The following is a 13,423-nucleotide window of genomic DNA, read 5'->3' as shown; positions in this document are numbered from 1 at the left end:
ACAAGGTGACCACCGCCGTGCGCTCGCGTCGTCGATGCATGACCTTGGCGAACTCGGCGGACCCCACCTCCTCGTTCGTCTCCGGCTCATGGTGTTCGACGACGTCGTGGACACATCACCGTGGTCTAGGAACGACGGGCGCGGTAGAGACCTCGCCCGGTCCGCTGGATACGCGAGGCGCCGACGAGGCGATCGAGTGTGCTGCGAACCCCGTTGATGCTTCCGCTGTCGGAGTCGCGGCCCAGAGCGGCGGCCACATCACGAGCCCGTACGTCGACGTCGTCGGCCGCGGCGAAGTACTCCATGATCTGCTCGGTGAGCTGGCCGTATTTCTTCTGCCCGTCCGTGTCGTCCTCAGCCGGAGCAGGACGGTCCGCGTCCTCGCTCTTGCTCGGCGGCTTCTGCGCCCGAGGCGCAGGTGTCGTCGCGATGTCCGCGGACTTGGCGGACTCGGTTGAGGCAGTCTCGGCCTGCGGGACGACGGGCTTCGGAACGTGGGCCTGGTCCGCGGCAGCCGGGGCACGCATCAAGGACTCGAAGGCGCTGAGGGCCCGTTGCACCGAACCGAGATGTGCCACGACCGCAGCAAGTTCCCTTTCCAGCGCCTGCTTCTGGATCTGCAGACGGGCCAAATCCTCTTGGAGGCCTTCGGCAGTGACCTCGATGTCGTGCCTCGAGTGGGTTACGGGGACCATGCGTTCCTCTCATCCTGTACCCCTCCGGCCACGTCTCGACTCAGCTGCGTGCCGCTCGGCCCGGACGCGGAAATGGGTACCCCACCACCATGATATGCACCCTTCTACAAGGGCGCCGTGACGTCTGACCAGGCTGCATCGTGCTCCGTGGAAGATCCGCCACGATCGCAGTCGGGCGATCCTGCCCCGACGATCCCTTCGTGACCTCGGCGCAGAGCACTGGGCTCGCACAGCGAGCGCCGATGGTGGTGATGCTGCGTCTGCGTGCTTGAGGGCCTGCCGGTCGGCGGCCGAGCCGTATCACTAGATCATGCGATGCGCCTCGGGAGTGCCCTGAGCCACTCTGTCTCTTCAGGCCTGTCCGGACGCGGTGTCCAATGTCCATCGCATGGTCGCCTGTGCAAGGAGCGTCCCGGTGCGACTGCCGCACAGGGTGTTTTGGGCTCCGTGTCACACCTTTCGCCCCCCCGGTCAATGGCTCGACAGGTCAGGCGGATGAGGGAGGCGGGCGGTCTTGGACGTCTACGACGCGGTCATGAGCCGAGGCGCGGTGCCCGGACCGCCGACCGTGGCACGCCGGATCACTCGATTGTGCGATGCGCCCAGGTGCCGCTATGGCCCAGTCTGACCTGGTTGGCGAAGATCGCATTTATTACCTGAAGAGAAGTGCAGCTGTTGCTCAGAGTCCTGATGTGAGCCAAGGGGCGGGCGGTGAGGCAACGATGTCTCTGCCTGACCGCCGCGGTTCCGACAACAGCCTGCGACATTCCCATGTGCCGGTTCGGTCGGAGGAGCGGGGCCGATTCGGATCTCTGATTCAGCTGCGATGGGACCAGTCGTGACTTTTGGTGGCCACATTTCCCGCACCACCAGAACAAGCCACGCGGAGCCTCAGGCCCGGCGCGACGCCGGCCGTGAGGAACGCGTCGCAGGACGGCTTGTCGAAGCCACCTGCTTGCGCGCGGTGGCGATGTGATCCCGCCATGCGACAGCCGTATCCGGAGGAACGAGGACCACAGGATCATGTATCTCAAGTCGTCCCCTATGACGAGTGACCTTGACGAGGCTGTTTCTGCCTTTGTGCAGCACCGCGCGCGCCTCTTCGGGATCGCCTACCGTGTGCTCGGCAGTGTGGTCGAGGCTGAGGACGTGGTCCAGGAGGTCTGGCTGCGTTGGCAGAAGACCGACCGCTCCGTGGTGGTGAGCCCGGTGGCCTTCCTGTCGAGCGCGACGACCCGCTTGGCCATCAACGTGGCGCAGTCGGCGAGGGTGCGTCGGGAGACCTACATCGGGCCGTGGTTGCCTGAGCCCGTCGACACCAGTTTGGATCCGGAGGTGGGCGCGCAACGGGCGGAGGCTCTGGAGCTGGCCCTGTTGCTGGTTCTGGAGAAGCTGAGTCCCACTGAGCGGGCCGCGTACGTCCTGCGCGAGGCGTTCGACTACTCCTATCCGGAGATTGCTGAGATCCTGCAGCTCAGCGTCGTCAACGTCCGCCAGATCGTGAGCCGTTCGCGCAAGCGTCTGTCGGGCGAGCCGCGCGCGAGTGTGGACGCGGGGGAGCATCGCCGCCTGCTGGACGCCTTCGTCTCAGCGGCCCGCACCGGGGATGTGGCCTCGTTGGAAGCCGTCCTCGCCCCTGACATCGTCAGCCTGTCCGACGGCAACGGGCTCCGCGGTGCCGCCCGCGTACCTGTGGTGGGCCGTGCGCGTGTGGCCAACCTGGCGACCGCCACTCCGCGGTTCTGGCGGGAGACGGACCTGCGACTGGTCCAGGCCAATGGTCGTGCGAGCGTGATGATGTACCGCGACGGTTCCCCCGCCACGATCCTGACGGTCGCCGCTTCGAGGGAAGGCATACACAAGGTGATGTGGGTGTTCAACCCGAGCAAGATCGCCGCGTTTCTGGGCTCCCGCGCCCGCTGCGCGACTGTTCCCGGTCTCGCGTCGGCTGACGGGTGAGAAGACGACCCGTTCCTGTTCGGAAAAGGGATGGGGGCGGTCGAAGGCGAACACGCACGAACCCACCGGGCGCCCCGAGGTGATCAGCGGCAGAAAGGCCCAGGCGTGCAGACCTTCCCGACGGACGGCCGGCGGGTAGGCGCGGGACAGTTCCTCGAACGTGGCGAAGAATCTGGGCCGGCCGGTGGCGAGGACCCGGACCGGGGGTGCCTGGCAGGTCAGCGGAGCTCTGTCGAAGTGTTCGAGGAGCCCGGGGTTGTATCCGCGACGGCCGATGACCCGCATTCTGCCGTCCTCGGCCGCGAGCAGGGCCACGGTCCGGGCCCCGAAGGCCGGCAGTATCTCTTCGGTGATCAGATCGACCACGCGACGCACGCCCACGGCTTCGGAGAGGGCGGCGGCCAGGTGGAGCACCTGGTAGACCTCGCCCAGGGGGATCGGCTCGCCGAGGAACGTCCCCGTCCTGGCGGGCTCGGACTGTGAGGCCAGGCCCGCGCCGGTCGGCGAAATACGGACGCTCACCCCGGATCCGTCGGGATAGAGCTCGAACGCGAGCCACTGGTCCGGCGGACGCATGGCGGTGAAGTAGGCGGGTCTGTGACTGACCAGTGCGCCGCGGAAGCAGTCCTCGAAGGGCGAGTCGGCACACCAGGGCACGGACTGCCAGGGAGGGGTGCCGGTCAGCTCGGGGATGCTGCCGCCGAGCAAGGTGGCGGCGGTGGCGCTGACGTAGGTGAACTCGCCCTTGAGGTCGAGCGAGCAGTTGCCCTCCGGCAACCGTTCGAGGAGGTCCGTCGCGGCCAGCGCCTCGGCCGGATCCCGGCTGCGGGCCGGCTGCTGCGGCAGAGTGCGCGGTGCCGGTCCCGGACGAACGGCGTGGCCGGTATCGGCGGCGTCGCGCAGGAACCGCCCCAGGCGGCGACAGACGGCGGCAACCCGATCGGGCGCCGGACCGGCGGCCCCGGCGGTGTCGGAGCCGGGCCACAAAAGCAGCAGCGCACCCCAGACCCTGGTGCCGGTGACGATCGGTGCCGCGGCCGCCGCGCAGTGGTACGGAAGTGCGAGGGCCGTACGCGGATAGCGCCGGGCGAACTCATCGGGGGCGCTCAGCCAGACGAGCCGCCGCTGGCGCAGCGCCTCCGCCACCGGAACAGGACTGGACAGCGCCACCCGGGACCAGGGCGCCAGATATTCCGCCGGCAGCCCTGCGGTCACCTCCAGCCGCAGCGCGTGCCCGTTGGAGGCCACCAAGAACACCGCACCCGCGAGCACGCCCGTGTCGTGCACGGCGAACTCCAGCAGCCGATCCAGCTCCGCCCGGCGAATCGATCCGGAGGCGGGTGAGAACGGAGGAGGCCCGTAGGGCTGTACCGCGCCGTCTTCCCGCATGGCGCACATACCAGCACCGTATGTCCGCACCGGCCGACCCCGCGCGCGAGAACCGCCTGAGCCCACGATCGCGGCAGCGCCTCTTGTCACAGATCAGAGCGGTATCCGGTCAATAGCCTGAAAAGGGAAAAGTAGGGGCGCAATTCAGCGCATGTCCGAGTCCGGAATGGAGAACGAGTCCGGAATTGAGAACGGTGACGAAGCAAGGCGTGCCGCAGACGTCTGCCCCGCCGCCACCTATCCGAGGACAACGAATTCGATGATCAGCACTGACAAAGTGATACCCGATAAGCAGCCGAACATCCGCGAGCCCTCGGAGTCGGCTATTGCGATGCTCGACGAGCAGGGGACGGTGGTCGGATGGACGCGGGCCGCCGAGCGGCTGGTCGGGTACTCCGCCGGCGACGTCGTGGGCCGGTCGGCCGCAGCCGTACTGCCGTACTCCGAAGAAGAGCCGACGACGGCGGAGTTCGTTGAGCAGTGCCGCGCCCAGCACGGCTGGTCGGGCACGACGACGGTACGGCACAGAGATGGTCACGGGCTCGACGTGAGCCTGCGGGTCTCGATGCTGTGGGGGCAGGACGAAACGGTCCGCTGGCTGGTGTCCGTGACCGACATCGGCGAGGTCTCCGGGGGAGCGACGAACGGACTGGTGCGGGAGTCGCTGCTCGCCCGCGTCCCGATGGGCATCGTCGTGGGGGACCCGCAACTGCGCTGCACCTGGGTGAACGACACGATGGAGAGCCACGACGGCATTTCCCGCGACCGAAGGCTCGGACGTCGATTCACCGATGTGCAGCCGGGCGCCGAGACCGAGGCACTCGAATCAGCGATGCGACAGGCTGTCCGGAGCGGGCCCACCAAGGTTCACGACTACCGGACGCGGTTTGCGTCGGGCCCGGATCGGGAGCATACGTTCGCAGCTTCGATCTTCTGCCTCCAGGACGCCGACGGCCTGGTGCTGGGGGTGTGCGTCATCAGCGTCGACCTCACCGAGAGCCGGCGGGCGCGCGATCGTCTGGCCATACTCAGCGAGGGCAGTACCCGCCTCGGCAGCAGCCTGGACGTGATGCGGACCAGCCAGGACCTGGCCGACCTGGCCGTACCTCTGCTCGCCGACTACGTCGCCGTCGACCTTGAGCAGTCGGTCCCCGGCGGCGAAGGGCCCCCGGTCCATGTCGGCTTCACGGGCGAACGCCTCCCTGTTTTCAGGCGCGCCGGTCTGGCCTCGATTCGTCATGGGGTCCCGGAGTCCCCGTGGGTGCACGGTGAGGCGGTTGCCTGGCCGCCCGCCTCACCCTTCGCCGACGTCCTGAGCTCCGGCAGGCCCTACCTTGAGCCGGTCCTGGACACCGCTCCGGGTACATGGATCGACCATGACCCCGCGCGGGCGCGGAAGATCCACGAGAACGGCATGCACTCCCTGATGGTCATTCCCATCCGGGTGCGGCGAGTCCTGCTGGGCATGGTGCTGTTCATCCGCACCGTGGACCCGGGGCCGTTCCAGGACGTCGATGTGCTCCTCGCCGAGGAACTCGTCAGCCGCGCCGCGCTGGCGTTGGACAACGCGCGCCAGTACGCCCGCGAGCACACCGCTGCCCTCGCCCTCCAACGGAACCTGCTTCCGCACCGTTTGAAGGGTGGCGCGGCGGTCGAGACGGCGTCGCGTTACCTCCCCGCCGACATGGATCACGGCGTCGGGGGTGACTGGTTCGATGTGATCCCGCTGTCCGGCGCGCGGGTGGCACTCGTCGTCGGCGATGTGGTCGGACACGGGATCAACGCGGCCGCGACCATGGGCCGGCTCCGCACCGCCGTGCGCACCCTCGCCGACATGGAGCTGCCGCCCGACGAACTGCTGACCCACCTCGACGACACGGTCCAGCGGCTGGCCGAGGAGGATGCCGACGCCCCGGAGCAGTACCCCGCGGCCGTGGGTGCCACCTGTCTCTACGCGGTCTACGACCCGGTCACCCGCCGATGCACCATGGCGCGGGCCGGGCACCCCCCGCCCGCGATCATCGACCCGCAGGGGCGGGTTGCCTTCCCCGACCTGCCCACCGGAACCCCACTGGGCATCGGGCTGGGAGTCCCCTTCGAGTCCGTGGAGCTGGAACTGCCTGAGGGAAGTCTCCTCGCCCTGTACACCGACGGCCTCATCGAGACCCGCGACCACGACATCGACGTGGGAATGCACCGCCTCGGCACCGCTCTGGCACAACCGAGCCGCTCCTTGGAAGAGCTCTGCGGCCGCGCGATGGAGACCTTCCCGGGGCAGGCGCCCTCCGACGACGCCACACTGCTCCTCATCCGGACCCGTACGCTCAGCCCCACCCAGGTAGCCTCCTGGACACTGCCCAGCGATCAGACCGCTGTCCGCAGTGCCCGGCACATGGCAGCCCGTCAGCTGGCCGAATGGGGCCTGGGAGGTCTTGAGGACGCCACGAAGCTGATCGTCAGTGAACTGGTCACCAACGCCGTCAGCCACGGCAGCGACCGGATCACTCTGCGTCTGATCCGGCACCAGGTGCTGACCTGCGAGGTGTTCGACACGAGCGCCTGCTCCCCCCGTCTGCTCAGCGCACGCACCCTTGACGAGAGCGGCCGCGGCCTCTTCCTGGTCGCCCAGTTGTCCCGCAGATGGGGTTTCCGCTCCGTATCGGGTGGCAAGGTGGTCTGGGCCGAAGAAGATCTGGCCCCCGCGTCAGCGCTCGTACCGGCGCTCGGGGTACCACCCATGCCCGAGGAGCGACCCGTCCTCGCCTGAGGTGCGTTCTCCATGCCGCGGGCTCCTGGTTTGTGAGGGCCGCCGACTGGAGGCAGGGTGGTCTTGGCAGCTCTGCGCGTGAGGCAGCAGGCGCACGGGCCGCGGATGCGGTACACCGGCCCACGAGCGGTGCCGGACCATCCGTTGCGGGCAGGCCCACGGAGGTGTAGCAGTGTCGGCACAGGACTCAGCGAACGAGACCGTCGAACAGGACAGTGGGTCGACGTTCGGCCCCAGGATGCTGGCGGACATCAAGCCGCCCTTCATTCCCGAGGGTGCTTCGGGGATGACCGTTCTCGTCGAGTGGCCGCCCGGCGACCCTGGGACTCCTCCGCACCGCCACTCGGGGCCGTGTTTCGGCTACGTCCTGGAAGGAGCGGTCCGGTGGGAGCTCGAGGGTGAGCCGGAGCACGTGATCAAGGCCGGTGAGACCTTCTGGGAGCCCGGCGGTGACGTGATCCACTACCAGAACGGCAACGCCTCGTCGGACGCGCCGGCCAAGTACATCGTGTTCATGATGTGCGCGCCGGGTCAGCCGATGCTCACCCTGGTCGAGGAGCGGGAGTTGACGCAGCGGGCCCATCTGCGCGCCCCGCGCCCCACCGACTGACCTGCCGGCTCACGCAAGCCGGTTCCGAACGGAGCCCGTCGACTCCGTGACCCGAGTTCGTTCCCCGCACGTTGCCGCTGTCGTTCAGCGGACGGCGCGCAATCGGCGGTCACCCAGGCGCAAGCGCCGATCACACAGGGGGACCGGCGTTGAGGGCACATTTGGCCTGATGCATGCTTGCCCCATGCGCAGCACAGACCCCACGGGCGACCTGGACCCCGGGCGCGGGAACCAGGCCGGGTCCGGGCTGAGCCTCAGGGGACGGGACCGTGAGATCACGGCTGTCCGCGAAGCTCTGGTGACAGTGCGTGCCGGACGGGGCGCCTGCGTCGTCGTGGAAGGCGTACCCGGCGTCGGCAAGAGCCGGCTGCTCGCGGAGCTGGACGAGCGGGCGCGGCGGTGCGGGTTCGACGTGGTCTCCGTACGGGCCGACGAGTTCGATCAGTACGCGGCAGGCGCCGCCCTGCAGTCCGCCCTGCAGGCCTCCGACGGTTCCGCCCGTGCCGCCGCGGCCGTGAACGACCAGCGGCTCTCGCTGCTGGACAGCATCGCGGACGCTCTGGAGGAGCGGGCTCAGCGCGCACCGGTGCTCGTGCTCGTGGACGACGCGCAATGGGCAGATCCGGCCACGCTCTTCGCGTTGCGCACGCTGCCCGGACGACTGGCCGCCTCGCGGATCCTGTGGGTGCTGGCCGTACGGTCGGAGACCGAGCGGCCGACCGTGGCCAGGGTGCGGGAGGACCTCGAACGCCTCGGAGCCCGATGGCTGACCCTCGGCCCTCTGCCACAGCAGGAACTGGAGAACATCGCGGCCGACGCGCTCGGGGCGAAGCCTTCACCCGGTCTGGCCAGGATGCTGCGCGGCGTCGCGGGCAATCCGTTCCTGGCGATCGAACTGGTGCGCTCCTTTCGTGACGCGGATGCCGTCAAACCAGAGACGGGCGCGGCCGGCCGCCTGTACCACGATCTCCCCGCCGGCTTCCGTCAGAGTGTCGCCGTACGTCTGGAGCAGCTCCCGGAGGATGCCGCGCGCCTGCTCCAGATCGGCTCCGTCCTCGGCCGCGAATTCGACTTCGGCACGGCCGCCCGCATGCTCGGCAGGCAGGTCGGCAGCCTGCTGGCAGGCGTGGAGGCCGCCCTGAACGGCGGTCTGCTCTCGGCGGCCGGTGCGCGACTCACCTTCCGCCACGACCTCCTGAGGCAGGCCGTCCACGAGAACCTGCCGCCGGCCGTGCGGACCGCTCTGCACCGGGAGGCCGCCGAGAGTCTGCACGCCACCGGGGCACGGTCGGCGGAGGTGGCCTGGCATGTCGTCATGGCGGGCGGCCCGGTCGACGACGACGCCGTGACCACGCTGCACACCGCCGTACGGGAACTGTCGTCGACCGCACCCGACGCGGCAGCGGACTTCGCTCAGCGGATCGCCGGCCTGCTGCCCCGGCGCGACCGGCGTCGTGTCGGTCTGCTGACCGACGCCGCCGAGTACCTCGGCCGGACCCGCCGGGTCCACGAGGCGCTCGACCTGGTCGACGCCGCGCTGTCGGACGGTCTGGAGCCGCCGCAGGAGGCAAACCTGCGCCTGGTGGCCGCCGAGATACACCAGGCCACGGGCGATGACGCCGCCGCCATGACACACCTGCAGCAGGCGCTGGACCTCCCCGCGCTGCCGTCCGGCCTGCGTGTCCTGCTGCTGAAGACGCAGGCGACGGGCCACGTGTACCTCGGAAACATCACCGCTGCCGAACAGATGGACACCGGACTGGTCGCGGCCTCCTACCGGAGCCACGATCCGGCCGTCGTCGTCAGCGTCATGGTGTTCCAGTCGCAGACGTTCTTCTACCGTGGGCGCCTGGCCCGAGCTCTGGAGCTTGCCGAGGCGGCCACCGCACGCGCCTGCGCCGAGCCCACCGTCCCCTACCTGCGGCCCCCGAGAATTCCGGCGCTGTGGCTGGCCACGGTACTGACCACCACCGACCGGCTCGCGGACACCGATCGGGTTCTGCGTGAGGGACAGCACGAAGCGGAGGCGCTGGGCCTCGGCTGGTCACTTCCCCACTGGCACGCTCGCCGTGCCTGCGCCCTGCTCGAACAGGGCGCGCTGGACGACGCGGCAGTGGAGGCCGAGGCCAGTCTGGCGGTGGCGGACGAACTCGAGATCACCCAGCCGAATCCGCAGGCCCGCTCCGTGCTGGCACTGGTGGCGATCAGGCGCGGTGACCTTGCCAAGGCGAGGGATCATCTCCGCGCCGCCGAAGCCGGCTCCGGCCCGAACGCGCGGCGGTACGGCCTGTGGGTGTCTCTCGCCCGCGCCTGCTTGGCGGAAGCGGAGGGCCGGGACGGGGCAGCGGCAACGGCACTCACGGGCAGCTTCGAAGACAGTGAGCCGGCGCGGCTGCTCGCCCTTCCGCCGTCCCACTGGCCCGGAATCGTGCGCATCGCGCTGCGCGGCGCGGAGTTGTCGGTCGCGCACGCCGTGTCCGGCGCACTGGGCACCCTGACCGCCCGGGACGACAGCCAAGAGATCATCGCGGCCGTCCGCGCCCATGTGGACGGCCTGCTCCACAACGACTCCCGTGCACTCACGTCCGCCATCACCGGCTACCGGAGCACCGGCAGGCGACTGGCTCTGGCCGCGGCATGCGAGGACCTCGGCGAGCTCCTGGCCACATCAGCCGATACGGCGCAGGCGATCCCGTACTTCGAAGAGGCGGCTCAGCTGGTGGTGGCCTCGGGGGCCCTGCGCGATCACGAACGGATCATGCGGCGTCTTCGGCAACTCGGCGTGCGCGCGGGCGCCCCGCGGCAGGACACGAACAGCTCCCAGGGGTGGGCGAGTCTGACCGAATCCGAGCGGAAACTTATCCCGCTCGTCGTGGACGGCCTCACCAACCGGGCGATCGCCGACCGACTCTACGTGTCCGTGCACACCGTCAACACCCACATGAGGCACATCTTCACCAAGCTCGGCATCAACACCCGCGTCGAACTGACCCGGCTGGCCGTCGAACGGGGCGCTATCGCCGACGGGGCCGAGTGAGCGGTGCGCCGGCCTGGGAGGTGCGGCCGCAACGCCGAAGGCGAAGCCGATGAGCATGCGCGTACGGCGAGCAGCGCCTGGCGCAAGCGGCAGCCGAAGTGATGACTGCCGCCGGGAGCTGAACCCTGACGGAAGCCAGGGTCCCCCAACTCTGCGAACTCTCCCCTTGCTTCCCCACGCCCTCGCCGAGCATTCCGTGCTTCCTCGGAGAGTGCGGCACGACTCACACGAAGGCGCTCTGCCCGGTGATGGACTTGCCGACGATGAGGGTCTGCATCTGGCGGGTGCCCTCGTAGGAGTAGAGAGCCTCGGCGTCGGCGAAGAACCGTGCGACGTCGTAGTCGAGGACGATGCCGTTGCCACCGAAGATCTCGCGGCTGGCCGCGACGACCTCCCGCATCCGGGACGTGGTGAACCCCTTGGCCAGCGCCGAGTGGTCATCGCGGCAGATGCCCTGGTCCTGCAGCCGGGCGAGCTGTACCAGCATGCCCCAGGAGGCGGTGATGTCGCCCAGGCTCTTCACCAGCAGGTCCTGCACCATCTGGAACCTGGCGATCGGACGCCCGAACTGCTGACGCTCCTTGGCGTAGGCGAGTGCGAGCTCATAGGCACCGATCATGACACCCAGAGCCTGCCAGGCGACACCGCTGCGCGTGAAGCGCAGGATCTCCGCGACGTCTCGGAAGGAGCTGATGTTCTGGAGGCGGTTCGCCTCCGGCACCCGTACGTCGGTCAGGGCGATCTCGGCGTTCTCCACGATCCGCAGCGCGATCTTGCCCTCGATCTTCACCGGCACGAAGCCGGGGGTGCCCTTCTCGACGACGAAGCCCTTGACCTGGTTGTCGTCCACGTCCCGCGCCCACACCACGACGTGGTCGGCGAAGGTCGCGTTGCCGATCCACCTCTTCGCGCCGTTGAGGACCCAGGTGTCGCCCTTGCGCTCGGCGGTGGTCCGCATGCCACCGGAGACGTCGGAGCCACCCAGCGGCTCGGTCATGGCGAAAGCGCCGATCTTCTCCATCGAGGCCATGGCGGGCAGCCACCTCTCTCGCTGCTCCTGGTCCCCGCCGGTGTAGATGGAGTGGAAGCTGAGCCCGTTGTGGACGCCGAAGAAGGTGGCGACCGAGGCGTCGACGCGACTCATCTCCATCGCCAGCATGCCGCCGAGCAGATGGCTGGCGGCGGGCAGGTGCTCACCGTAACCCTCGTAGGACAGGGCGGTCAGCCCGCTCCCGCGGAACTTCTCGATCAGCTCCATGGGGAACTCGCCCTTGTCCCAGTACCCGTTGACCATCGGCTTCACTTCGTCACGCAGGAAGGCACGGGCCTTGCGCAGTATCTTGCGTTCGTCGTCCGGGAGAAGCGCCTCGTAGCGGTAGAAGTCGGCGCCCAGGAGGTCGTCCGGCGGCTCAGGGGGAGCGGTGGTCATGTCATTCTCCTTCGGTGACGGACATGGGGCTGTCCTGAGAGGGCGGCGTGATGTGTGTCGGAGTTCCCGGCCAGGCCGTCTTCGCGTAAGGGCATGGCGCAACGGCCTTGTTGAGAAGCGAGACGACGACGGCGGGTCACCCCGGTTGTGACGGCTGCCGACACACGGTCGGTCCGGCTGAGCGGGGTTCCGGCGAGGAGTCAATGGGGCATCAGAAGCATGACCGCCGTCCCCATGGCTGTCGCTCCGTCCCAGAAGCGGTTGCAAACACTCCTGAGACTGGTCGGGTTGTCGGCCGTTCCGGCGGTTGCGCGCAGTGTGGGCATGTCACGGGTCAGCGAGCGAAGAGAACATGTGAGGAGGTACAGCGCCAGCACTCCTGTGACGATGTTGTCGGCCTTCGACCCACCCGTGAAGTGGCTGAGACGCATGGCCTGGTGTGCTGTCGGAACGCCCTCGGCCACCGCCTGGTGCGCATGGCCCGCCGCGCGGTACGACATCCAGGTCATCGCCGCCATACCGACCGCGTAGGGCAGTCTCCTCGCGGTTGCCGAAAGCCGTCGCTCCTGGCCGCACTTGACGGCGGTCAGCGGGAACCACAGTGCGGCGGTGGCGAAGAAGAGCGACTGTGGCAGCTCCGGCAGGGCACCGCCCCAACTCCACGGCATCACTGCCATGGCCAGGGCCATGACGGCGTGCAGCAGATGGTCGACACGGCTGCGGCAAGCACGAGTCCGTGTCAGGACAGCCTGCCGGAGTGCGCGGACAGCGGCCGCTGCGAAGAGGGCAGTCAGCATGTAGTGGACAACTTCAGCGGCACTCATGCCGGATCGCACCCTCCCACGGAGCGGCCAGAATCCGTGTCGGAACTGATTGTGTGAGCGGGTGGTTGGTCAGTCGGTGGGGCGCGGGGCGCGCAGCCGGGCCCGTTCGGCCAGCTCCTTCTCACTGACCAGTTCGAGCATGGGCTTGCCCGGTGCGCACATCATGGTCACGACGAACCGGGTCCGTGCGTCCGCCAGCGCGTTGCCGTCCTGGTAATGGATCACATCACCACCCGGCTCCCAGAACGTCCCGCCGGCCTCGATCACGCGCTCGGGCTCGCCCTCGAGCTCGAAGCGGACCGCTCCCTCGACGACGTACCCGAAGGCAGGTCCCGAGTGGCGGTGCGGCGGCGTTCCCGGGTCTCCGGGCTCCCACTCGACATGAATGGTCATCGCGGACGCACCCTCGGGAATGGTGATGGGTGCGGCGTCCTGGAGCATCGTCGCCGCCGTCTTCCATCCTTGCGACGGGGACTGCTCACCGTGACCGTGCGCCGCGTCCTTGTCCGACATCGTGTTGCACCTCCGTGGATCCAATGTGTCTTGAGCCGGACATATCTCGTGAACGGAATACCTCCGGACGGACATGCCCTTGGCCGGCCGTGCGTACCCGCGTCCGGGTCCCTGCACGTTTTGCAGTGATGACCGAGCGCACGGTGAATCTGTGACACAGGGGACTGCGTCGATTCTTCGGGGGACGCCGTTCGGATCGC

9 protein-coding genes and 1 pseudogene are annotated in these 13,423 nt (G+C 68.8%); 5 read left to right on the top strand and 5 right to left on the bottom strand.

What is annotated here, in order from left to right; genetic code table 11:
- Positions 1–125 precede the first annotated feature (125 nt).
- On the bottom strand, positions 126–695 hold the full coding sequence (locus AB0D59_RS02890; RefSeq protein WP_362559939.1) for a hypothetical protein: 570 nt from the start codon (positions 693–695) through the stop codon (positions 126–128).
- A 1,023-nt stretch (positions 696–1,718) separates the two neighbouring features.
- On the opposite strand from AB0D59_RS02890, the gene AB0D59_RS02885 reads away from it, so the two are divergent.
- On the top strand, positions 1,719–2,654 hold the full coding sequence (locus AB0D59_RS02885) for an RNA polymerase sigma-70 factor (protein ID WP_362559937.1): 936 nt from the start codon (positions 1,719–1,721) through the stop codon (positions 2,652–2,654).
- A gap of 51 nt (positions 2,655–2,705) precedes the next feature.
- On the opposite strand, the pseudogene AB0D59_RS02880 reads toward AB0D59_RS02885, so the two are convergent.
- A pseudogene (locus AB0D59_RS02880) lies at positions 2,706–2,969 on the bottom strand (GAF domain-containing protein); the annotation flags it as partial.
- Here AB0D59_RS02880 and AB0D59_RS02875 point away from each other — a divergent pair.
- The 4 genes from AB0D59_RS02875 (at position 2,892) to AB0D59_RS02860 (ending at position 10,457) form a co-directional block, all read left to right on the top strand.
- Positions 2,892–3,137 (top strand): hypothetical protein, encoded by a 246-nt coding sequence (locus AB0D59_RS02875; protein WP_362560887.1) that lies wholly within the window; start codon positions 2,892–2,894, stop codon positions 3,135–3,137. The pseudogene AB0D59_RS02880 and the gene AB0D59_RS02875 overlap by 78 nt on opposite strands.
- Positions 3,138–4,302: 1,165 nt before the next feature.
- Positions 4,303–6,810, top strand: coding sequence for a SpoIIE family protein phosphatase (locus AB0D59_RS02870; RefSeq protein ID WP_362559934.1), 2,508 nt, complete (start codon positions 4,303–4,305; stop codon positions 6,808–6,810).
- Between the two features lie 238 nt (positions 6,811–7,048).
- Positions 7,049–7,420: a cupin domain-containing protein gene (locus AB0D59_RS02865; RefSeq protein ID WP_362560845.1), complete on the top strand. Its 372-nt coding sequence runs from the start codon at positions 7,049–7,051 to the stop codon at positions 7,418–7,420.
- 184 nt (positions 7,421–7,604) lie between these two features.
- Positions 7,605–10,457, top strand: a complete 2,853-nt coding sequence (locus tag AB0D59_RS02860; protein ID WP_362559931.1) for an AAA family ATPase — start codon at positions 7,605–7,607, stop codon at positions 10,455–10,457.
- Positions 10,458–10,680: 223 nt separating this feature from the next.
- Here the strand turns inward: AB0D59_RS02860 and AB0D59_RS02855 are convergent, their stop codons facing one another.
- The 3 genes from AB0D59_RS02855 to AB0D59_RS02845 form a co-directional block, all read right to left on the bottom strand.
- Entirely contained in the window at positions 10,681–11,886 is a 1,206-nt protein-coding gene (locus tag AB0D59_RS02855) for an acyl-CoA dehydrogenase family protein (protein WP_362559930.1), read from the bottom strand.
- 200 nt (positions 11,887–12,086) lie between these two features.
- Positions 12,087–12,710, bottom strand: a complete 624-nt coding sequence (locus AB0D59_RS02850) for a DUF5134 domain-containing protein (RefSeq protein WP_362559927.1) — start codon at positions 12,708–12,710, stop codon at positions 12,087–12,089.
- Positions 12,711–12,779: 69 nt separating this feature from the next.
- A complete protein-coding gene (locus tag AB0D59_RS02845; protein WP_362559924.1) occupies positions 12,780–13,223 on the bottom strand; it encodes a cupin domain-containing protein in 444 nt (147 codons plus the stop codon).
- Positions 13,224–13,423 lie beyond the last annotated feature (200 nt).

Source organism: Streptomyces sp. NPDC048417 (assembly GCF_040651615.1).
Lineage (GTDB): Bacteria > Actinomycetota > Actinomycetes > Streptomycetales > Streptomycetaceae > Streptomyces.
Note: the sequence above shows the minus strand (reverse complement) of the source record. Positions and strands in the feature narration are given on the sequence as shown.